Below are 20,514 nucleotides of genomic sequence, written 5' to 3' on the forward strand. Positions count from 1 at the left end.
ATAATGAAAACAACTCTACTAATATTTTTAGCCATTGCCATGTTTTTAAGTTTGATTAAAAAAAACAAAAAAAGAAGCGAGCGCCAATATGAAAGTGATGTAAAAGAAAACGCAGACTTTCCCGAAGCTGTAGAATTAGAATCTTACAATGTATCAGATTTTGATCAGGAAATATTTAATAATTGGGCTGCTATGCCTAGTACATCAAGAACTGACGACGTATGTTTAACATTAACACGTCAAGAATTATTCGACTTCGCCGAATACTACCACAAAGCCAAATCTTAAAATGAATAAAAACACCCTCATAAAAGGCGTCACCATAAACGACATCTACGACTTTGTGGATAACGGCGATCCGGATAATACTCCAGAAGCTATTGCTGTTTATTTTGAGCTCATGGAAATTGTGCGGGTTTTAGATTTAAGAGCCATAGACTATGGCACCAAAGAATCTGTTTTAAAGCATTTAATAAAAATTGAAGGACTAACCAGGCACATGGCCGAAAAGGTTTATTATGATGCGTTGGAGTATTACTACTCATCGGCTAGACTATCCAAACAAGCCCAAAGAAATATCGATGCCGATAAAATAGATCGTTTAGTTGCTATTACCATGCCATTTGTGCAAGATGCTAAGGATGCCAAAATAGTGGCGGATATGATAGAGAAAGCACATAAAATCCGTCAAGCCGATAAGGATGAAGTTGCTTTTATTCCAGAGGAATGGTTAAAAGAAACGTGGACACTTTACACCACGGATATGATTGAAGCAGGCTTAGAACCTATTAACAACGATTTACTAATAAAACAGATTGAGAACTACCCAGAGCTTACCAATAAAGAAAAAGCACAAGTGAAAAAAGAAGCCGGTTTATTAACTTTAGAGATCTTCCCAGATGACAAAACGAACCCGCGTAAAGAAAGATAACAACGTTAAAATTGTTTACGATACCTGGTTAGGTGTTATGTGTGCTTTGGTTGCTGCTAAGAATCAAATATTAATTGTTGGTCGTGGCGCAGGTAAAACCACCAATTACATAGCAGAACGCTCTATGCTAATTAATAAAGAAATGCCTAGCGCTTATTTTTTCTTTTTGTGTGATACCTATGTTAATGCTTTAGATAACATTATTCCTTCACTATTGGAAGGTTGGCGGCGTAAAGGCTACAAAGAAGGTGTAGACTATGTTACAGATGCGCCTCCTCCTGCCCATTTTTTACAACCTTACAAACAACCATTATCTTACAAGCATACTATTTCCACTCGTTTTGGTAATTTTTACAAAATAGGGTCTGCAGATGTGCCGCAGTCTTTAGCGGGTAACTCTTACCAACATGGATTTATAGACGAGTCTAGAAATATAAACGATTTGCCAATTCGGAAGATAATGCCTGCATTGCGTGGGTTTCCTATAATATCCAATTCCGTTTTTTATAGAGGGATAACCGCAGCAACCGATATGCCTAATATTGCCGAAGGTGATTTTGATTGGGTATTGAACCATGAAAAAAACATGGACGTACAGCAAATAAAGGATAGTTTAAATGTTGGTATTAAATTAAACAACATACGGTTGCAAATTTATAATGCCATAAGGGATAAAGACCTTAATGCTATAAAACGACTAGAAAAACAACTCATTCGCTGGACGGAACGCCATTTACGCGTACGCAAAAACTCTACGTTGTTTTACCAAGCTTCAGCTTTAACCAATGTTGGGATTTTGTCTCCTGGTTACTTTCAAGATCAATTAGAACTGTTAGGTCCCGAGGAATTTAAATCGGCTGTATTAACCTTTAAGCCAACCATTAAAAAAGGTGAAAAATTCTACAGCACTTTAGGAGACCATCATTTTTATGATGATGGTATTCTTCCTGGTTATTACGATAAATATAAAATTGGTGATGCCGTTGAAGCTTCGTCTTTAGCTTTAAAATACATAAAACATAATGAGCCTATAGATGCGGGGGTAGATTTTGGTAATATGTGCTCCATGTTGTTGGGTCAAGAGCAAGGGAATTATGTGTACATATTGAAAAACTTATTTACACTGGCACCAGAACACACTAAGGAATTGGCTTTGCAGTTTACAGATTTCTTTAAGCATCATAAAAAAAAGGTACTCAATATGTATTATGATCGTTCCGGAAACCAAAACGCTGCAGTGAAAAAAGATTATGCTACAGAATTGGCGGGATTTATAGAAGAAAAAGGATGGAAGGTTAATTTGATGAATAAAAATCAGGCTACCATCTTCCAGGAGGAAGAGTTTAATTTAATGAAGCATTTTTTTGGAGGTTATAACAACAATTTACCAAGAATTATGATTGATAAATTTGGTTGTACTGAGTACAGATCTAGTTTAGGATTGGCTAAAACCAAAATGAGTAAACACAGACGTACTGGATCTACCATGATACAGAAGGATAAATCTTCCGAAAAATTACCTACACATCAATTACCTATGTTTAGTACCAATATGAGTGATGCCGGAAAGTATTTTTTCTTTCGTCCAAAATGGGTTAAAGAAACAAGACAGCGAGGGCTTTTACGTTTAGGTGCTCCTACTACAGGGTAAATTAATTATTTGAATAAATTATATATCTTTGAAATATGGCACAAACAACCTTTAAAAATCTATCGGTTTTAAAAACCGAACAGAAAAAACTTAAACAAAAATTAGGGTTAAAGTATAACGATACGGTAAAAATATTTATAGATATTCTATCTAAAGTTATGGTAGCGAACAGCATTAATGAGTTTGAAGCTTTAAAATTAATTAAGGATACGTTATCCATTTACAAAAACCCTGGTGCTCCAGAGTGTTTTTCTGCAGCTCTTATTGAGATTACTGAAGCTAAGAATTTTTCTGAGTTAAAAAAGTGAGTTATGGGTATTGGAAATAGAATAGAATTACCAGAGCCTATACATAAATATATTAAGAGAATAGAATCTTCATGGAATGATCATTTTTAACAAACCAAAAAGGAAACAAGATCCTATTTTAAAGATAGATTTGCTACTTACTTAAAAAGCCAAAAGGATGGGCTGGTCTCAAACAATGAAAAATTAAAAAAGACTTAACCCTATAGAAGTTTGCGAAAACTTCCCAAAAATCCCGAAAAACAGCACCACTGTACTGTTTTTCGGGATTTTTCGCGTAAAAAAGCATAAAAAAACGCCCCTAATCAGGGCGTTTAAGCAGGATTAGAGGCGTTTTGTGCTTATAAAAATCAAAATTGATACTGTAAGACATCCGCAAATTTGCCATCCTTAAAGTGTCCATATTGTGCACCTCTCCTCTAATTTCGTGCATTGCCATATTAATAGCCGTCATTTTACAGCAAATTGGGTCTAAATCTTGTGCTATAAAATAATTCCCTTTTGTTATTTGGTTACTTGCTAAAATCATACGACCACTACCGCTACACGGCTCGTTTATTTGTTTTCCCCAATCTTTTGGAGTTACAAAATTTGCCATCATGTCACAAACTGCCTTTGGTGTAAAAAATTGACCAAAGGCGCTTTTTTTGCTGTTGCTCGCTAAACATTCGTAATACTCCCCGAGCGGGTCGCACCATTCCCCGAAAGTTTTTGAATTATTATAAATTATAAATAATTCACCCATTAAATGCGCAAAGGTTGTGAGTTCCTTTTTTTCGTATTTTTTAATGGTTTCAAAATATAAACGTTCTTCCGTTTGCCGTGCTAAACAGCAAATAATGAGCGTTAATAAATCATCATATAAATTATATAAATCGTATTTATATTGAAAGCTAAAAAAAAGCGAGTTAAAATTTTTTAACTCGCTTGGTACATCTTTATTTTTTAACATGGGTTTGTTTTTTATTCGACTTGTGCATTAGAAAAAATATAGGCTATACCAAAAAATTTAAAATCTTTGTCCTCCTCTGCGCCTTCTTTTTTTTCGGTGCCTTTTAATTTTTTGCTCCAAACAAAAAAACCTTTTTCACCTTTTTTAACTCGCTTGTTTTCTTTAATCCAACCTTTAAAAGTTTTAAATTCTTGGTGTATTTCGTTAGTGTACATTTCAATTAAAATACTATTTATATTTCGTGGCTCGTCTTCTAGTTGTTGCACTGCTTTAGCTTTTTGGCTTAGTGCTTTTAAAAGTTCTTTTTTTTCGGTTCTGTCCTTGCATCCGAAAATTTGTGTATATAGGTTTTTCATGTTATAATATATTTTCGTCTGCAAAACTTAAATAACTGTCTTTTGAGATAATAAGATGGTCCAAAAGTTTTAAATCTAGGGTTTGCGCTCCTTGTTGAATTTTATTAGTTAAATCTTTATCGGCTTGGCTTGGTTGCATTTTTCCGCTTGGGTGGTTGTGACAAACAATAAACCCCACGCCATGAGCTTTTAAAATGGTTTGAAAAATTAATCGTATATCTACGGCGCAAGCGTTTAAACCACCTTCAAAAACTTTTTTAACTCCTAAAATTTCGTTGCTGTTGTTTACTACCATTAACAAAAAACTTTCTTTATACTCTATGCTTTTTTCAATCATAGATAAAAAAATCTGATGTGCGTCTCTGCTACTTGTTACCGTTTCCCGTTCGGCTTTTGCTATTCCGTAACTATACGAAATATCAATTTCTTTAATTCTCATTAACTTGCTAAGCATCTTAAAAAATGTATTCGTTTAAGTCGCTTTCGTTAACTCCTAAATTTTCAGAAATAAAAAGTTCTGCAATGGCGTAACTTTTATTAAATTCTTTTTTTACTTGGCTTTTAAAATATTCGTAATCGCTATAATTAAAAACCTTTAACATGCCCTTTTCTTGTAGTATCGTTTTTACTTGTTCGCTAGGTAAAAAACTATTATTTTTGTTCTTCTTAATCGCTGTAAGTGTCATAACTTTAGATTTTGAGTAAACCGCTAAACCTCGAACGCTTAGCGGTTTTTTAATTAATAAATGTTTTAGATTACAAAGTTTTGTACTTCGCTTTGTGTGTTAATTAAAATGTTGTTTAGGGTCAACTCTGCAAGGTTTATCATTTCTTCAATAATATTTGAGTTTGAAACCTCTAATTTAAAGCCTTCGGAATTTTCAAAATAAATACGCTCTTTTGTTCCATCGCTCGAAATTTTAAACTTTTCCAATTCTTCTTTTTTAACTTTTAAATGGCTGTATTTTTCCGTTAAGATTTTAAACTTTTCAGCGTTTTTAATTCTGTCCTCTGCTGTTGGTTTGAAGTTTGCAATCAAAAGTTTTGTTTGCTCTTTTAACTCGTCTTTTACTGCTTCGGAATTAGATCCCTTTTTCATGTCCTGGAACATGTCAAGTTTTTCGGGTTTCGTGCTACTTTTTGGAGTTGCTCCGTTTTTTGGAGTTTGCACATTTTCTTTTTTCGCTGTTGCTTTCGCAATGGTTTTAACTGTACTCATGATTTATATAATTTACTGATTAACAATACTTAAAGATACAAAAAAGTAAACAAAAAAACGACTTTTTACCCCGAAAAGACAGCGTAAAACACAAAAAATCAAGCCTAAAAACACAATAAAGAACCATTCTAAATAAGACAAAACAGGTTGAAAAACACCTCAAAAAACCACCTCAAAAAAAACCAAAAAACCTTAAAACGCTAAAAATCAAAAAAGTAACAGTTTATAAAAAATCGGAAGATTTTTTGTAGAACTCTTAACCCCGACACGCTAAGTTTCGTCTTTGTCTGTGCAAGGGTGCGCTTTTTAGATATATGATTCCAAAAAAACGCAACCAATAACGCCGTAACCCACTGTTTTAGGGGGTTACATCTTATCTCTTCATGTCTTAAATAATAATACTTGTATGTATATTATTGTACTATAATAAATACCTATGAATAACAAACAACCAATAAGCCAGAGAGCAGCACTCCAACGGATGCGCGAACTATCCTCTTTAAACATTCCTTTTTCTTTTGGATTTGTTTCATGCAATACAACCAATGGCCTATCGAAAGGTTATCGTGTTGTAACTAAAGGCATACTAAGACAAGGCCTACGAGGTGACCAAAGCAATAAAGCAGATGTATTGATTGCATATGTTGATTATGATGACCAACAAGAAGACAAGAATAGATTCTTTTACTATCCCTTATTAATGATGTTTAACGGACAAAAAGTACAACCATGAATATAGAACGGTACGGCAAAGAAGCAATAGTGCATAATGAAAGTATGTGCTATACATATAAAGCTGCAGAGAACCCTAGAGACTTCTCCGAACATAGAGTTAATAAGGAAACATTAGACTGGGTAAACAAAGATTACCACGTTGGTGATTGGCGTATACATCCATACGGTGATAATAACAACCTACCAAAAGAGATACAAAGAGTTATACAAAACAACTCCGATGCTCCTGGAGAATTAAAGCGTAAAACAAATCTATTGTGGGGGAAAGGTCCTAAGCTGTATAAGGAGGAGATTGTCGATAATGAATTGGTTAGAACATGGACAGAAGACCCCGATATTCAGGCATGGTTGGATAAATGGGATCACGAGGAGTATTTAATGAAGTGTTCGGTAGACTATCAACATTTAGAAGGGTTCTTTACTAAGTTTTTTCTAAATAAAGGTTACACAAGAACGGGTAGAACAGCCAAAATAGCAAAGCTGGAGCACTCGCAGTTAGATAGAACTAGAAAAGTATCACGACGAGAAAACAGAACATCTAAAGCTACACACGCCTTAATTACAGATTTCTCTTTTGAAAGCATGAGTGATCTTTTGGATTTGTCTGTATATCCGCTTTTCGATTTTAAGACCCCCTTTAAACATCATCCTGCAGTGCATTACAGTAATATGTATAGTTTTTGCCAGGACTATTATACTGTGCCAGATATCTATGGTGCACTAGAATGGATTAGACGCTCTAATGCTTCACCAATTATATTAAAAGCTCTTTCAAAAAATGGGATTAATCCATCATATCATATTGAAAGTCCTCAGGCATTTTGGGATTTAAAAGAAAAACAATTAAAACAAAACTGTACAGATCGTGGGGTTCAATTTAAATACCAAATGCTTATTGATTATGAAAACGAACTATTAAAAAGTGTTTCAAAAGTATTGTCATCAGAAGAAAACACCGGTAAATTTTGGCACACTAAAAAAGGCTTTGAAGTAGATGGAACAAACTTAATAGAACACGGTTGGACTATTAAAAAAATTGAGCAAAACGTTTTAGATTATATCAAAGCCCAGGAAATAATATCCAATCATTCATCAAAAAAAATAAGTTCATCTATTGGTTTGCACTCTGCTATTAGTGGTGGTGGAACAGATACTAAAGTAAACTCTGGAGGCGAACAACATTACGCTCTTCAAAATTACTTACTCACTCAAAATGATATACCGGAAATGATTGTAATGAAATGCATAAACATGGCGTTAAAAATCAATTTCCCAAATAAGAATCTAAAAATGGGCTTCTATCATATTTCACCTAAAAAATTACAAGACGTAACACCTAGCGAACGACCAGAAGCAAAACTATAATAACCATGGAATTACTTTTTACAGATAGTATCGCCAATCAAGAACTAAAAGGGCTACTCGGCTTTTTAGATATGGATATTCCTTTTGCTAATATGAAAGGAAAAATTAAAACTGCCACCAACGATGTTATTAATTTAATTGGAAAAGATACTTATGATCTCGCGGTGGTAGAGTATAAAAAATTGGATACCGATACGGAAAAAAACCACGATTTAATATTCGCGGTTAGAAATCCTATTGCCATTCAAGGGTATCGAAAATATGCACCACATAACGATTTAAGCCACACATCGCAAGGGCGGTTAAATAGGCTAGAAACAAATCAGAAGTCACCCTTCCAATGGATGATTGATAAAGACGATGCAGCACTAGAACGAAGCTACTACGAAGCCCTAGACGACCTTATTAAATATCTAGACGAAAACATTGCGGCATGGAAAGAAACCGATCAATACAAGATCACTCACAATTTATTCATAAGCACAGCCAACGACTTTGATGAAATATTCCCAATAGGAAATTCCAGACTTCTATTAATGAAATTGGCTCCAGGACAACGCAGATGTGAAAACAAAGATATTAAGGCCATTATAGGCAAAGAATTGTTTGCCGAATTAAAAGCAGATCCAACGTCCAACGAAGAATTGGTCGATAAAATAAAAGAAGCTACGGCCTATTATGCATTAGCATGGGCTATGCGTAGATTTTCCGTGCAGTTGTTTCCAGAGGGAGCACTGCAAGCATATAAAAGTGATAGATTAACAACCAACGCCTCTAAACCTGCAGAAAATAACGAAGCCTATTCGGTAGCCGCTTATTTTGAAATAGATGCAAAAGAGACCTTTGCAGAAATTGAGCAAATAATTACAGATATGAACACAGCAGATGTCGAACCTGTAGCTCCTATGATGTTTCAATCCAACAAAAACGATAAATTTTTAAATACATAACATGAAAAAGATAGCTAAACAAATCATTTCATTTTTTACAAAATGGTACAAAAATTACAAATATGGCAAACTTGCTTCCAAAATAGAAGTGGTTGCAAAAAAGAAAGTGGACGAACGTTTGCAACTGCGCTACGATGTTACTAAATACATTCGCCAATTTGCTAAACTGGATAAAGACAATAAATCGAAATACATTCCTTTAGATGCAAAAACCAAAGAACTCATCCGTTTTAATGTTGACGTGAAATTTGGACAAGATATGTCCAAATTAAACGTGCGTTTAAATAAAAAACTTCAAGTTGTTTAATATGCATAGTATAGAAATCCCCGAAGCTGGCGTTAAAAATTACGTTCCCGAAGATCTTTCGGAATGTAATACCGTGCAGTATATTAACATTTGCAATTTACTGTATAAACACGCCATTGGCAAAATATCCTTGGAAACGTTCAAAGAGCAAAGCATCTACTTTTTAGCAAATATGAAGTTAAAAAAAAATACAGATGATGACGTTAAATATGCCAATGTCTCCATGCTCTCCAGTTTAATAGATTCTTTTTTTGAAATAGATGCACACGATCAAAAAGTGATTAAGCAATATTTTATTCATAATCCTATTGAAAAAGTGCGGGGCAACTTCATTAATTTTTATGGACCATCCAATGAATTTAATAACGTGTCTTTTGGCGAGTATGTGGATGCTTTGTCGCATTTCTACGATTTTATAGAAACGCAAGACGAGCAATTTTTGTATTTATTATTTGCTACATTCTACAGAGAAAAAAGAACAACATTATATTCTGCAGGTAATTTTAAAAAAGACAAACGTGTGCCGTACAATCCTGAACGCGTAGAACTATTGGCAAAGCAATTTAAAACCCAAAACAAAGGTGTTATTTATGGGTTTTACATGTTGTTTACCAGTTTTCAAAAATATCTAACCACCGCTAAAATATGGGTTCAAGGCAAAGAAATAGATTTGGAATTACTGTATAAAGATTTGCCAAAAACTAAACGAACTCCAGAAAGTAACCTACCAGGAATAGGCATGAAATCTATTCTCTACACTATTGCTGCATCGGGTATTTTTGGGCCATTAAAAGAAGTGCGCGAAACATCGCTTTGGGAAATTCTTATACGTATGTACGATATCCGTAAAACAGACTTCGATACGCTACTAACCAATAATTCCAATTAACTATGCTTAAAGTAAACGATTTTAGAGCCTATATAGAAGAGATAAAAAACAGCGTAGCCGAAATTACTGTTGCTAAAACGGTTATGGACGATACCCAATTGGCTAAGATCCTGGAAGCGCAAACTTCCGATACTTATATTGTTTTAGGGATTATTCCAAAACACAAATTTAAAGGCAACGACTATAATTTAGAGTCTAACGACATCACCTCTATTTTAATTCTAAAAAAAGTGGTGCGCTCCAATCAAGATCACGAAATCTTTTTAGATGTTATTAATGAGGCGCAAACGGTAGCGCAAAAAGTAGTAAATAAACTAATAGCCGATTATGAAGATGATAGCAATTGCCATTTTATTAGGAAGCTTATTCCTAATTCTTTTGACATCAACCCTATTTGGGGATTGAATTCTTGCGACGGCTACGAAATTGATTTTTCTCTAACAACGGACGTTTAAAGGTCGTATATTTGTTTACTAAAGCAAATTAAAATGACTGAAACAGAAATTATTGAACTTTTTAAAATAGAAATTGAAAAACCAGACTTTAAAGCAAAAGCCGGAGTAAACAAACAACAGCATTATAATTACAGAAATAGAACAACCAAGGTTGGTTTAATGATTGAAATACTTTTTAAAGTTGGCGCCATAACCATTACAAAAACATGAGTTTACTAGACGAGAGAACAAAAACAGCCAATGCCATAGCAGAAGGCCGTTTTATTGCCCAGGTACTAAAAGATGAATCTACTGAAATTGATAAGGACGTAAAATCCCGAATGAATGCCTTTGCCTCCGCTTTTTGGAGTAAACGCAATTTTGCAGTAAACACGACTACCCTAACCTACACCACATTAAAGAAACACAGGTTTGTAGACATGAAAACGCGCCAAACTGAAAACGGTGTAATTAAAAAGAAACGCCACGAAATACACAACAAACCAATATTTGGACATTTAAACAATATAGTAAGAGAGTTGAGTTTTGGCTTTACAGAATCTGTTAAGGAAAAGTTTATGAAGTTGCAGGACTCTTAAAAAGCGATAATAGTAATACTTTGAAGGCTAATTTTAAAAGTATTAATTGTGAAATCTAAACAAAACAAGAAAAACCAAAACAAAACCATTGCCCACCACCTACAAGATGTATTCAATATCTATTTAGAATCTGATATAGCAGGCGATAACGAAGATAGGCGCGCTAAGCTAAATGCCTTTACACAGGCATTTGAGTTATTGAAAAACAGTGATTAAATGGATCAAAATACATTATTACGAATATAATACTCGAAATAATGTATTTATAAATATTTGTAACTCATGTAACACAAACTACTTATTTATTTTACTTTTATAGCTTAACTATTAAACTAAAGTTATGAAAAACATCTTTTTATTATTTTGTTTCATCAATATAAATCTGCTGTTTAGTCAAGAAATATATAAAGGTCTTCTTTATGGAATGACTAAAACCGAAGCGAAAAAAGAATTTGTAAAAAATAGAGATCAGTATATTACAGTAGATTTTACAAATAATTTTTATTATCGTATCTATAAGCAAAATTTTATTTTTTTAGATGATAAATTGAGTTGTGTGGTACTTTCACCTAAAGGATACGCTTTAGGAATGGGGTATGATTCAGCAAAAAACTACCTAATACACACAAGGTCGTTTTTCGAAGATTTAAACTATGAAACATTTATCGATGATGAATTTTGGAATGCACCAATAAATTACATACGTTCTGGAAGTAAATGGGGATTAGTCTTATATAATCCTGAAAAAACAAAAATCATTCAAATGTTCCCTCAAGAATTAAAAGATCATGTTTATTACGTGTATTTAAGAGTTTGGAATTATGATGTTTGGATGAACCTTTATTTAGACGCTCAGTCTGTAAACAGTGAGAAGTTAAAAGATAGTGGGTTTTAGTAAATTACAAATTCTTGTAAAAAACTACATGCAAACGCATTTTTTTAAATTTATAATTTTATCTTTGATTTGCGACAAATAGTAGAATCAAATTATGATTCCAAAAACTTTAATAATAAAATCCTGTACATGGCAACCTTGTGTTGCACACTTCAAATCTAATTTGACTGCTGTTTGTCGCAGACATGTACAGGTATTTATAAAAACAATCTATTATGCGACAAACAGTAGAAAACACCAGTACCCCACTAACAAACTTAGTTAGTACATTAAACACTTACGAACGCCAACAAATCCATAACGCTTTTGATGATATGGATAGCCTATTTAAAGACTGGTTATTGTTCGAGGATGCCGATGATAAAAAGCGCCGCCAAAACTACGTGTTCTCGTTACATGTTATCCAAGAATTAGGGAAATTGGTAAAAGCTATACCTGTAAAAAAGCCACACCCTTTAGTGGCACAAATGGAAATAAACCGCAATAAAGCCCAACAATAATGGTACGCTTTGCTGTGATTACCGTGGTTTTATTAGATAAAACTACAGTAACCTTTAATAATAACACGTTAAAAGAGGTAGCAACGGCATGTTTAGAACTTCCTTTGGCAGATAAAAATCCATTACTTATTGTAATAAGAGAAGACTATAAATTGTATTTCGATAAAAACTTATTTCTATCCTGGGCAACCAAAGAAATTAGTTTATCTGCATTAATCGAGGATGCTAAAACAGATGGATTACTCCGGAATAAAGTAGAAATCACCTTTAATAACGAACCTATAGATCCAGGAGCGCTCTGGGTACAAAAATGGCAACAATGTATTTTACTAAACGATGATTTTTTTGCTTGCACAATCCCCGATGATAGATTTGAAATTATTGGTTAACTTTATAAAAATTAAACCCATGATAGAATCTAAAAGTGAATTCAACGATTTAATTACGCGTTTAAAGGCAAAAGAAAAAACAAATAAACTTGGTAAAAGTTTGCAAATAAAGCTGCAAGCGTTTAAAGAAGTGGAACAGTTAATAAATAGCCTTGCTAGTCCTGGTGTAACTTGCACCTGTGGAAACAAAACCTTTACGCATAGACACACTAATTGGATAGAGTGTACTTCTTGTAATAAAATAAAAGTTTTGATGGATTAACTAATGGATAAAAATCGTTTCTTTTTAATAATTCTTATCTAACGTTAATATTTTAAGCAAAAACCACTTTCCCACCTCGGGGAAGTGGTTTTTTTGTATTTCTTCATGTCTTAAAAAGCCTTTCCTTGTTTAGTAATATTGAGCCAAAGATTACTACCAATGGCTAAGTATATTACAGATGAAAACATCAGGCTAAACATTATTATTAATGGTAATTCGGCTCAAAAAGAATTGTTAGATTTAGAAAAAACTACCAAATCCTACAAAAAAGCCAATACCGAATTAAGAGCCGAAAAGAAAAAACTTATAGCCGACGGAAAAAAAGAATCGGAAGCTTTTAAGAATCTTACAAAAGAAATTAGAGACAATAATGTTGTTATAAAGCAGAACGAGCTTCGAATGTCGGCTCTTCAAAAAGAAATTGGTATTACGGGGTTAACCATGAGCCAATTAAAGCAACGTGCTACTGTTTTAAGATTAGCTTTAAACCATGCTATTCCAGGCGGTGCCGATGAAAAAAGATACAACGCAGAGTTAAAACAAATATCGGCAAGGCTAACCGAATTAAAGACCAAAGGACAACAAACAAAATTGTCATTATCAGGCATTGCCGATGGTTTTAATAGATATGCAGCATTGGGCGCCTCTGTGGTTGCTACTACCACTGGTGTTGTTCTTGGATTACAAAAAATAATAGATTATAATGGTAAACTTGCCGATGCCCAAAGTGATGTGCAAAAAACCACAGGACAAACCAAAGAGGAAGTTGATGAACTTACTAAATCTTTCGGATCATTAGAAACTAGAACATCACGAATAGATTTATTAAAAATAGCTGAGGAAGGTGGTCGTATTGGCATTGCCAAAGATGAAATTCAGGACTTTGTTGCTGTAATGAATAAAGCCAACGTAGCGTTGGGTGATTCATTTAGTGGTGGTGTAGAGCAAGTGGCTAGTAAATTAGGTAAACTAAAATTACTATTTAAGGAAACCAAGGATATTGGTGTAGAGCAAGCTTACAGCAGTATTGGTTCTGCTATTAATGAGTTGGGTGCTAACGGTGTGGCTACAGAATCCAATATTGCCGATTTTGCAACTAGATTAGGATCGCTGTCCGACGATTTAAAACCCACCATACAAGACGCTTTAGGTTTAGGAGCCGCTTTCGAGGAAAGTGGTGTACAGTCGGAAATAGCAGGAAGATCCTATTCTATATTTTTAGGTGAAGCTGCGCAAAGATCGGACAAGTTCGCAGAAGTTATGGGGATTACTACTGCCGAAGTAGAAAACCTAATTAACACCAACCCAACAGAATTCTTTTTACAATTTTCTGAAACCCTTTCCGAAACCAGTGAAAGTGGTGTTGATACTGCAAAAACTTTAGATAAATTAGGGTTGTCTGCCGATGGTACACGTAAAATTGTAGGTGCTGCAGGAAATAATGTAGATCGTTTTAGAGAATTATTGGTGTTATCCAATAAATCCATGATTGAAGGGACCTCGTTATCCAATGAGTATAATATTAAAAACACAAATTTAGCCGCGACTTTAGATAAAGTCAAAAAACGTTTAATGGGTGCTTTTTCTTCCGAAGCTGTTACTTCTGGTTTAAATGGTTTAGTAACATGGATAGGGAAGTTAACTGGTGCGGTTACCAGTGTTAACGAAGCATACAATGAAGAATCTAAACAAACTGTTTTAAATGCAGTTAACTATAGGCGTTTAGCATCAGAAAGCCAAACCTTACTAAATCGATACCAAAACTTAACAAAGGAAGGTCTTGTGCCTACAACAGCGCAAAAGAAAGAATTAGATTTAATTACACTTCAATTAAAAGATAGATTAGGAGATAGTGTTATTTCTATAGATCAAGAAACAGGATCTTATCAATTAAATTCGGCTGCAGTAAAAGAACAAATTAAGCTAAAAGCTTTAATGGCAGATAAAGAGGCGGTCACTTTAATTTCTAGAAGACTAAGGGCAAAAGAAGCTATTGAAACAGAGACCTTAAATGCGCAATCAACTAAAAAGGAATTAGATTTACGACGCGAATATTTTGAAAGCACAAATGCTGAAATATTAAAAACCATTAGAACTACAAGTGGTATGACGGAAGCCGGTAAACTTCAATTATTAAGAAGTTTAGATGGGTACAAAGAATTGGATGTTGCAAAACAAAAAGACATCGTCGCAAATGAAACTCTAAACACTCAAAAACAAAGAGAAATAGACTTAACAAACCAATTAAAAGGTTTAAATGTTAATGAGACAGAAGCAGATAAATTGTTTAAAGAAACAACTGAATCTCCAAAAGAAGGTGCTGAAAAATATGTAGGAAATACAAGGTTTATTTTTCAAGGCGGAAAATGGGTACCTCAAAAAGACACTGTAATTCCTTCAGGGGGGAATGTTTCAGGTTCAGGTTCTGTAGATAGTGGTAAAACCGATGAAACAAAACTAACAGAACAAGATCTTACAGATTTTATAAAAAAACAACGTGAAGATAGGTTGTTGGATGGTAAAGAAGGGATTGAAAAAGAATTAGCTTTAATTGATGAAAAATACAATGCAGAAATAGAGAAGGCTAATGAAAATCATTTATCCACTACAAATTTAGAAGCTGAACGAGAGTTAGAAAAGCAAGAATTAATATTACTTCGCCAACAAGAATTTAAGGATAAATTAAATGAAATTGAAGAAAATGACAAATTAACAGCGGAAGAAAAAGAGGTTGAACAAGCCGAATTAGATTTCGAAAAACACACCAACAATCTTTTATTACTTCAGTTAAATAAAGAGGAGGAAACGGCATTATTATTAAGGTTAGAAGCTGCAGAAAAGACAGCCTTAGAAAACATTAATGATAAATACCGAAAACAAGATATAAAAGCTGCAGAAGCCACTCGGAAACAAAAGGTTGCTTTACAGAATAAAATATTAGATAACGCGGTAGATGTTGCAGGGCGAGAAACTAGAGTCGGCCAAGCACTTTTAGCTGTAAAAGGAATATTGGCAGCAAAAGAAACTTTAATATCGTTAGGTGTTCTAAAAGCTAAAGTAGCTACAACTACCGCTGGAGCAACGGCAGATATTGCTGCAGGAACAGCTAAAACAGCTTCGGCAGGTTTTCCTCAAAACATACCTTTATTAATTGGTTTTGCGGCACAAGTTGTTGGTATTATTGCAGCTATAAAATCGGCAACAAGCGCCGCTAATTCTGTAACAGCTACAGGATATGAAGATGGTTTATATCCCGTAACCAGAGCGCAAGACGGCAAACTATTTAATGCCAAATACGGAGGAAACACAAAAACAGGCATGGTTTACGAGCCTACCCTATTCTCCACGCCTAAAGGTAACTTCTTAGCAGGCGAAAAAGGAAGAAACGAACCGGAACTTATTGTAGATGGTGCAGCCTTTAAGCAAATTAACCCCGATGTTAAAAGTTCATTTATGCGCGAAATAGCCCGCGTAAAAGGATTTGAAGCAGGATTATACCCCACCCAAACAAGCACAAATGTAACTCCAGAAGCCACAACTGTAACTCTAGAAGGTGCAAACGGTTCTAATACAGAAATTGCCATGGCTTTAAATAGAGCATCGGCAATTTTTGAAAAATTAGAAAATGAAGGTATTATAGCATATATGAGCGACGATTTAAGAAACATGAAAAAAGTACAAAAAGGTTTGGACGATTACCAAACCTTACTAAATAAAAACAAAAGATAATGGTTAATTTTCCTTACAACTCAACGGATTTTGCATTTACATTAGAAGATTCTTTTATCAGTTTCACTACAGAAACTGCAGATACCTATTTTGATTTAAAAGTTACAATTATATCTTTCGATTTCTTTTCTGCAGTAGAAAAAGAAAAAGTTTTAGAATATAAAATACCGCTACTTAACCAGGCGCAAACCTTTAATATTGGTCGAAAAATACACCGCTATCTAACCAATTTAACAGCTTACACGAATGCGTTTGGTTTTATGTATAAAACAGCAAAAGTAACCTTTGAAGCTACCGAAATTAATATTGCAGATGAAAATATTGTTAGTACAGTTACTTTAGAAGATGTGCAGTTTATAGCAGGAAAAACCCCAAAGTTATTAGAAAACAATATTGCATTGCTTTCTAATAACACCAATTATGAGCGTGTTACCGAAAACGGATTATTTATTGTTAATCTATTATTACCTATTGGAGATCATGTTTTAAAAGTTTTTAAAAATGGCTTAGAACAAACTACAAGCACATTATCTGTTGCTGGGAATAATAATGTGTTTTCTAAGAAAATAAACGTGAAAGATTTTAACGGTACCAAAGGTGACGTATTTCAATTTGCTATTGCAAACACTTCTATAAAAAAACACTTTGTTGTTTTTCCAAATAACGTAACATCTAAACAACTTGTGTTTATAGATGAATTTAAACTCTTTAGAGTTTTAGAATGTACCGGACATTATTCTTTTCCTGATGAGTACGATCAAATAACACATACCTATTATAGGAATTTAGTGGAAGTCTTAGAAATTATAGAAACAACCGAAACCAATAAACTCAAAATTAATACCGGTTGGGTTCTAAAAACGGATACAGAAACTTTATCTACTATATCTAAATTCAAGCGCGTTTTTTTAATAGAAAATGATGAGCAAATATTAGACATGGTAATTAAAGCTAAAAAACTAACTAAAGAAGATACTGAAGCAGAATTGTACGAATATGATTTAGAATTTCAAATAAACCACAATAGCAATGCATAAAATAATTTTTGATACGTTTGAATTCGATTTAACGCCTTACAATATTTCTACGGTAGAGGATAATCATTGGTTTTTAGATGAGTTTTCAACAAAATATTCTTTTCCTTTTAATTTTAAATTAACCGAGGAACTCCTGGTTATTTTTGGCGACCTCTTAGATGATAATACTAAGTTTATAAAAAAACTCTACAATGTTACCTATGTTTTAGGAAACAAAATGGAATCGTGCGTTTTCGAAATTGAAAGTCAAATTGGGTTAGAGGTTACTTCAACTTTTCGTTTTGGGTATGATGATTTTCCAAATTTTGATAAAAAGCTTTCTGAACTCCCTTTGGAGGAATCTACTATTGCAGATGTTTATATCCATGCAAAAACTATTATACCCCAAACATGGCCTGCTGTTAATTACAATTACCCCCAAATATATACCGATGAGCATGAAGATGACCTTCCAACATGGGCAGATTTCAATAATATTATAAATAATTACAATGGAACAGATTTTTATGAAAACACATCGGACAATGATGTATTTGTAAATAATAATATTATACAGCCAATGCCTTATTTATTACATATATTAAAGCAAGGTTTTTTAGATGCAGGATACACGTTGCAAGGAGAAATATTACAAGATGAAATAATAAAGCAATTGTTGGTTTTTTTTGATGCAGATTATTTTAAAAGAATTGTTAGTGTTATAGACTATCAATTATTAAGAGAAAATTACGATAGCACAAGTGGTAATGGCGACATATATGAGTATGAAGATACCATTCAATTAGAACCAGATAGCACTTATGTTATAACGGGTTTTGGATATGCTTACCAAGATTTAGACCAAAACGGAGCTCTTACAGGTTCTACTATTAAGTATAAAGGTAAAAATATTGCTAGCGTAGGGAATAATTACTCTACGATTTGGAGGAGCTTCGACTCTACATTTACCACAGATTCCAACCCCGATTTAAGCACTCAAATATTAATTGTAACGGGGCAATCTGTTAGTTTTGACTTACATCCTTTAGGCTATAGATCTGATGTATATGCCCACTCGTTTTTAAATATATACGATATAAAAATAACAAGACAAGCAGAAACTGAAGCTGATGAAATCGAAATTATCCATGATGTTGATTTAAAAAAGGTAGTGCCAAATATTACATTCGGAGAGTTTTTTTATTCTATAAAAACAATGTTTAATTTAGAATCTAATATTCAAGGAAAAACCATTTATATCAATTTCCTTAAAAACAGTATTAACAATTCCAATATTACCGATCTTTCAAATTATTTGGTAAAAAAGCCAAAACGAACGTTTCCTGATGATGAATCGTATTTATTAGCTTTTAGTGATATAGAGGGGGTAACTTATGAAAAACTATTAATTCCTGAAGAGAATTTTGTTAATGGAGATGTGGAATTGGAGGATTCCAGAACAGAGATAGAAATAAAACCTATTCCTTTACCTATTAAAATTGTAAACGGTATTCAGACGGCTTATTCTTTGGGTAAACAAGATTCGAAAATATATTTGGCTTTATATAATGGTCTTAATGAAGATTCAATTAATGCCACAAATGACAGCACTCCAATATTAATACCTAATCTTTATTTTTCATACCATAAAACTTGGTTACATTTTTTATTAAACGCAATAGGCTACACTTGGGTTTTTAAAATGTATTTGGAAGAATTACAAGAACTAAACAAAAAAGTATTTGCCTATGGTAGACATCAAGTGATAGAAACCATAGACAAAACACAAATTGGAGAAGATTTATTTGAAGTTGAAATAGAAACAAAAACGCTACCTTAATACAAATCATCGAGCAAAAATATTTCTTTGTTAGCTTCTGCTGCAACAATATGATTGTAGATCATAGATTGCCGTAAATCGGAATGGCCAAGTAATAATTGTAATTTTTCAATTTTACCTCCTGCTCTTAAAAAGGAAGTAGCAAATGTGTGTCTAGACACATGGAACGTTACTTTCTTTTTTATACCAAGATTACGCATAATTACTTTTAACTCCCTATTTACATATTCGTTTGTAAAACGTTTTACAAATAAAGTTTCATCCTGAGCAATGAGTTCCTTTGCTTTTAAATTTAAAGTAATGGTTTGCATTTTATCCACCTTTTCGGCTCTAAATTGTATAAAATCCCCCTGTGCAGATTCTCGTCTAATACTCATTACATCGGCAAATCGTAAACCGGTAACGCATGAAAATAAAAAATAGCCCAAAATGGTTTTATGGCTTTTATAAACAAACTCCGAATCGAAATATTTTTTTATTTTTTTTAGCTCATAAGGTTCTAAAGAAACCCGATTTCCCAAAGTACTCCCCGATTTAATATCGTCCATATTGCAAGGTATTTTAATTCCTGTTTTTATAGCCAAGTGTAAAAACTTTTTAATCGACTTAATATTAGAATTAATCGTGGTTTTTTGGTTTCCAATATTAGCAAGGTGTAATTTGTATTTTTCAAACCAATTAAGATCTAACTCAGAAAACACCACTTGATCGTTATAATCTTTCAATTTATTTAAAACAGATTGCAGTTTTCTAAAAGTACCAGGACCTAAAGATTCTTTTTGCTCGTTTAGCGCATGTTGATAAAAGGAGCAAAAATTGACTCGTGGTAAATCTTCAACCAATTCTTTTTTTAGAGTTCTGGGCGTTAATACAATTTCACTAAGCCGGTAAACAGTCTTAATATTGATAATTTTAGAATCAATATTATCAATTATTAAATTAATGTCCTGGAGTCTTTTCTTTTGCACGGCATCTTCAACCTTATTAAAATTGACACGTTGCTTTTTTTTAGACCATAACTTTTTAGGGATATCTATGTCTAACAATAATCTTTCACGCTTGCCAAGGCCTGTAATGTGTAGATACAGAGGCACAAAGTCTTTGCTTTCGTAATTTCTAGGAATAAAGGTAGTTTTCATTGACACGTAAACTTTATGTGTGTCAATGCGCGTGTCAAAAATTAGGTTTTC

General features: G+C 33.4%; 26 protein-coding genes. 20 read left to right on the top strand and 6 right to left on the bottom strand.

The genetic code is table 11. The annotated features are described in order from the left end of the window. Positions 1-3 precede the first annotated feature (3 nt). The 4 genes from QWY92_RS09355 to QWY92_RS09370 are packed head-to-tail and all read left to right on the top strand — an operon-like array spanning position 4 to position 2,890. Positions 4-288 (top strand): hypothetical protein, encoded by a 285-nt coding sequence (locus QWY92_RS09355; RefSeq protein ID WP_290270616.1) that lies wholly within the window; start codon positions 4-6, stop codon positions 286-288. Between the two features lies 1 nt (position 289). After that, a complete protein-coding gene (locus QWY92_RS09360) occupies positions 290-931 on the top strand; it encodes a hypothetical protein (RefSeq protein WP_290270618.1) in 642 nt (213 codons plus the stop codon). Beyond that, entirely contained in the window at positions 900-2,582 is a 1,683-nt protein-coding gene (locus tag QWY92_RS09365) for a hypothetical protein (RefSeq protein WP_290270620.1), read from the top strand. The genes QWY92_RS09360 and QWY92_RS09365 overlap by 32 nt, the downstream gene beginning before the upstream one ends. Positions 2,583-2,617: 35 nt before the next feature. Further along, positions 2,618-2,890, top strand: a complete 273-nt coding sequence (locus QWY92_RS09370) for a hypothetical protein (protein WP_290270623.1) — start codon at positions 2,618-2,620, stop codon at positions 2,888-2,890. Positions 2,891-3,188: 298 nt separating this feature from the next. On the opposite strand, the gene QWY92_RS09375 is transcribed toward QWY92_RS09370, so the two are convergent. The 5 genes from QWY92_RS09375 to QWY92_RS09395 form a co-directional block, all read right to left on the bottom strand. Then, positions 3,189-3,839 (bottom strand): N-6 DNA methylase, encoded by a 651-nt coding sequence (locus QWY92_RS09375; RefSeq protein WP_290270625.1) that lies wholly within the window; start codon positions 3,837-3,839, stop codon positions 3,189-3,191. Positions 3,840-3,850: 11 nt separating this feature from the next. Continuing rightward, positions 3,851-4,195 carry an ArdC-like ssDNA-binding domain-containing protein gene (locus QWY92_RS09380; protein WP_290270627.1) on the bottom strand — a complete coding sequence of 115 codons (345 nt, stop codon included), beginning with the start codon at positions 4,193-4,195 and terminating at the stop codon, positions 3,851-3,853. Position 4,196: 1 nt separating this feature from the next. Next, the gene (locus tag QWY92_RS09385; protein WP_290270629.1) at positions 4,197-4,634 is read right to left on the bottom strand and encodes a JAB domain-containing protein; all 438 of its coding nucleotides are present in this window, start codon (positions 4,632-4,634) and stop codon (positions 4,197-4,199) included. A 16-nt stretch (positions 4,635-4,650) separates the two neighbouring features. Next, positions 4,651-4,881, bottom strand: a complete 231-nt coding sequence (locus QWY92_RS09390) for a hypothetical protein (protein ID WP_290270632.1) — start codon at positions 4,879-4,881, stop codon at positions 4,651-4,653. Between the two features lie 65 nt (positions 4,882-4,946). After that, positions 4,947-5,414: a hypothetical protein gene (locus QWY92_RS09395; protein WP_290270633.1), complete on the bottom strand. Its 468-nt coding sequence runs from the start codon at positions 5,412-5,414 to the stop codon at positions 4,947-4,949. Between the two features lie 481 nt (positions 5,415-5,895). On the opposite strand from QWY92_RS09395, the gene QWY92_RS09400 reads away from it, so the two are divergent. From QWY92_RS09400 to QWY92_RS09475, 16 genes are all read left to right on the top strand, one after another. Then, positions 5,896-6,147 carry a hypothetical protein gene (locus tag QWY92_RS09400; RefSeq protein ID WP_290270636.1) on the top strand — a complete coding sequence of 84 codons (252 nt, stop codon included), beginning with the start codon at positions 5,896-5,898 and terminating at the stop codon, positions 6,145-6,147. Further along, positions 6,144-7,514: a hypothetical protein gene (locus QWY92_RS09405; RefSeq protein ID WP_290270638.1), complete on the top strand. Its 1,371-nt coding sequence runs from the start codon at positions 6,144-6,146 to the stop codon at positions 7,512-7,514. Before QWY92_RS09400 ends, QWY92_RS09405 begins: the two co-directional genes overlap by 4 nt. 5 nt (positions 7,515-7,519) lie before the next feature. Further along, positions 7,520-8,464 (top strand): DUF6712 family protein, encoded by a 945-nt coding sequence (locus tag QWY92_RS09410; protein ID WP_290270640.1) that lies wholly within the window; start codon positions 7,520-7,522, stop codon positions 8,462-8,464. Between the two features lies 1 nt (position 8,465). After that, positions 8,466-8,771 (top strand): hypothetical protein, encoded by a 306-nt coding sequence (locus QWY92_RS09415; protein WP_290270642.1) that lies wholly within the window; start codon positions 8,466-8,468, stop codon positions 8,769-8,771. 1 nt (position 8,772) lies between these two features. Continuing rightward, positions 8,773-9,660, top strand: a complete 888-nt coding sequence (locus QWY92_RS09420; RefSeq protein WP_290270644.1) for a hypothetical protein — start codon at positions 8,773-8,775, stop codon at positions 9,658-9,660. Positions 9,661-9,662: 2 nt separating this feature from the next. Beyond that, positions 9,663-10,115, top strand: coding sequence for a hypothetical protein (locus QWY92_RS09425; protein WP_290270646.1), 453 nt, complete (start codon positions 9,663-9,665; stop codon positions 10,113-10,115). A gap of 33 nt (positions 10,116-10,148) precedes the next feature. Further along, entirely contained in the window at positions 10,149-10,325 is a 177-nt protein-coding gene (locus tag QWY92_RS09430; protein WP_290270648.1) for a hypothetical protein, read from the top strand. Beyond that, complete coding sequence (locus QWY92_RS09435; protein ID WP_290270650.1) at positions 10,322-10,693, top strand: hypothetical protein; 372 nt, start codon at positions 10,322-10,324, stop codon at positions 10,691-10,693. The genes QWY92_RS09430 and QWY92_RS09435 overlap by 4 nt, the downstream gene beginning before the upstream one ends. 48 nt (positions 10,694-10,741) lie before the next feature. Next, a complete protein-coding gene (locus QWY92_RS09440) occupies positions 10,742-10,909 on the top strand; it encodes a hypothetical protein (RefSeq protein ID WP_290270652.1) in 168 nt (55 codons plus the stop codon). Positions 10,910-11,117: 208 nt separating this feature from the next. Beyond that, on the top strand, positions 11,118-11,588 hold the full coding sequence (locus QWY92_RS09445; protein WP_290270654.1) for a hypothetical protein: 471 nt from the start codon (positions 11,118-11,120) through the stop codon (positions 11,586-11,588). 215 nt (positions 11,589-11,803) lie between these two features. Beyond that, positions 11,804-12,088: a hypothetical protein gene (locus QWY92_RS09450; protein WP_290270656.1), complete on the top strand. Its 285-nt coding sequence runs from the start codon at positions 11,804-11,806 to the stop codon at positions 12,086-12,088. Then, a complete protein-coding gene (locus QWY92_RS09455; RefSeq protein WP_290270657.1) occupies positions 12,088-12,477 on the top strand; it encodes an alpha/beta hydrolase family protein in 390 nt (129 codons plus the stop codon). Before QWY92_RS09450 ends, QWY92_RS09455 begins: the two co-directional genes overlap by 1 nt. Positions 12,478-12,496: 19 nt before the next feature. Next, positions 12,497-12,739 (top strand): hypothetical protein, encoded by a 243-nt coding sequence (locus tag QWY92_RS09460; RefSeq protein WP_290270659.1) that lies wholly within the window; start codon positions 12,497-12,499, stop codon positions 12,737-12,739. A 159-nt stretch (positions 12,740-12,898) separates the two neighbouring features. Further along, entirely contained in the window at positions 12,899-16,468 is a 3,570-nt protein-coding gene (locus QWY92_RS09465; protein WP_290270661.1) for a phage tail tape measure protein, read from the top strand. Continuing rightward, positions 16,468-17,505 (top strand): hypothetical protein, encoded by a 1,038-nt coding sequence (locus QWY92_RS09470; RefSeq protein WP_290270663.1) that lies wholly within the window; start codon positions 16,468-16,470, stop codon positions 17,503-17,505. Before QWY92_RS09465 ends, QWY92_RS09470 begins: the two co-directional genes overlap by 1 nt. After that, entirely contained in the window at positions 17,498-19,324 is a 1,827-nt protein-coding gene (locus tag QWY92_RS09475; protein ID WP_290270665.1) for a hypothetical protein, read from the top strand. The genes QWY92_RS09470 and QWY92_RS09475 overlap by 8 nt, the downstream gene beginning before the upstream one ends. Here QWY92_RS09475 and QWY92_RS09480 read toward each other — a convergent pair. Further along, positions 19,321-20,463 carry a site-specific integrase gene (locus tag QWY92_RS09480; RefSeq protein WP_290270667.1) on the bottom strand — a complete coding sequence of 381 codons (1,143 nt, stop codon included), beginning with the start codon at positions 20,461-20,463 and terminating at the stop codon, positions 19,321-19,323. The genes QWY92_RS09475 and QWY92_RS09480 overlap by 4 nt on opposite strands. Positions 20,464-20,514: the final 51 nt, after the last annotated feature.

It is taken from the genome of Algibacter miyuki (genome assembly GCF_030409805.1).
GTDB classification, from domain to species: Bacteria; Bacteroidota; Bacteroidia; order Flavobacteriales; family Flavobacteriaceae; genus Algibacter; species Algibacter miyuki.

Excerpts from the sequence above, each read along its gene's own strand:
- QWY92_RS09475 (WP_290270665.1), top strand. The coding sequence starts at position 17,498 with ATGCATAAAATAATTTTTGATACGTTTGAATTCGATTTAACGCCTTAC.
- QWY92_RS09445 (WP_290270654.1), top strand. The coding sequence starts at position 11,118 with ATGACTAAAACCGAAGCGAAAAAAGAATTTGTAAAAAATAGAGATCAG.
- QWY92_RS09365 (WP_290270620.1), top strand. The coding sequence starts at position 900 with ATGACAAAACGAACCCGCGTAAAGAAAGATAACAACGTTAAAATTGTT.
- QWY92_RS09400 (WP_290270636.1), top strand. The coding sequence starts at position 5,896 with ATGCGCGAACTATCCTCTTTAAACATTCCTTTTTCTTTTGGATTTGTT.
- QWY92_RS09465 (WP_290270661.1), top strand. The coding sequence starts at position 12,899 with ATGGCTAAGTATATTACAGATGAAAACATCAGGCTAAACATTATTATT.
- QWY92_RS09360 (WP_290270618.1), top strand. The coding sequence starts at position 290 with ATGAATAAAAACACCCTCATAAAAGGCGTCACCATAAACGACATCTAC.
- QWY92_RS09455 (WP_290270657.1), top strand. The coding sequence starts at position 12,088 with ATGGTACGCTTTGCTGTGATTACCGTGGTTTTATTAGATAAAACTACA.
- QWY92_RS09370 (WP_290270623.1), top strand. The coding sequence starts at position 2,618 with ATGGCACAAACAACCTTTAAAAATCTATCGGTTTTAAAAACCGAACAG.
- QWY92_RS09450 (WP_290270656.1), top strand. The coding sequence starts at position 11,804 with ATGCGACAAACAGTAGAAAACACCAGTACCCCACTAACAAACTTAGTT.
- QWY92_RS09415 (WP_290270642.1), top strand. The coding sequence starts at position 8,466 with ATGAAAAAGATAGCTAAACAAATCATTTCATTTTTTACAAAATGGTAC.
- QWY92_RS09425 (WP_290270646.1), top strand. The coding sequence starts at position 9,663 with ATGCTTAAAGTAAACGATTTTAGAGCCTATATAGAAGAGATAAAAAAC.
- QWY92_RS09480 (WP_290270667.1), bottom strand. The coding sequence starts at position 20,463 with ATGAAAACTACCTTTATTCCTAGAAATTACGAAAGCAAAGACTTTGTG.
- QWY92_RS09410 (WP_290270640.1), top strand. The coding sequence starts at position 7,520 with ATGGAATTACTTTTTACAGATAGTATCGCCAATCAAGAACTAAAAGGG.
- QWY92_RS09385 (WP_290270629.1), bottom strand. The coding sequence starts at position 4,634 with ATGAGAATTAAAGAAATTGATATTTCGTATAGTTACGGAATAGCAAAA.
- QWY92_RS09430 (WP_290270648.1), top strand. The coding sequence starts at position 10,149 with ATGACTGAAACAGAAATTATTGAACTTTTTAAAATAGAAATTGAAAAA.
- QWY92_RS09405 (WP_290270638.1), top strand. The coding sequence starts at position 6,144 with ATGAATATAGAACGGTACGGCAAAGAAGCAATAGTGCATAATGAAAGT.
- QWY92_RS09420 (WP_290270644.1), top strand. The coding sequence starts at position 8,773 with ATGCATAGTATAGAAATCCCCGAAGCTGGCGTTAAAAATTACGTTCCC.
- QWY92_RS09375 (WP_290270625.1), bottom strand. The coding sequence starts at position 3,839 with ATGTTAAAAAATAAAGATGTACCAAGCGAGTTAAAAAATTTTAACTCG.
- QWY92_RS09470 (WP_290270663.1), top strand. The coding sequence starts at position 16,468 with ATGGTTAATTTTCCTTACAACTCAACGGATTTTGCATTTACATTAGAA.
- QWY92_RS09380 (WP_290270627.1), bottom strand. The coding sequence starts at position 4,195 with ATGAAAAACCTATATACACAAATTTTCGGATGCAAGGACAGAACCGAA.
- QWY92_RS09395 (WP_290270633.1), bottom strand. The coding sequence starts at position 5,414 with ATGAGTACAGTTAAAACCATTGCGAAAGCAACAGCGAAAAAAGAAAAT.
- QWY92_RS09435 (WP_290270650.1), top strand. The coding sequence starts at position 10,322 with ATGAGTTTACTAGACGAGAGAACAAAAACAGCCAATGCCATAGCAGAA.
- QWY92_RS09390 (WP_290270632.1), bottom strand. The coding sequence starts at position 4,881 with ATGACACTTACAGCGATTAAGAAGAACAAAAATAATAGTTTTTTACCT.
- QWY92_RS09355 (WP_290270616.1), top strand. The coding sequence starts at position 4 with ATGAAAACAACTCTACTAATATTTTTAGCCATTGCCATGTTTTTAAGT.
- QWY92_RS09460 (WP_290270659.1), top strand. The coding sequence starts at position 12,497 with ATGATAGAATCTAAAAGTGAATTCAACGATTTAATTACGCGTTTAAAG.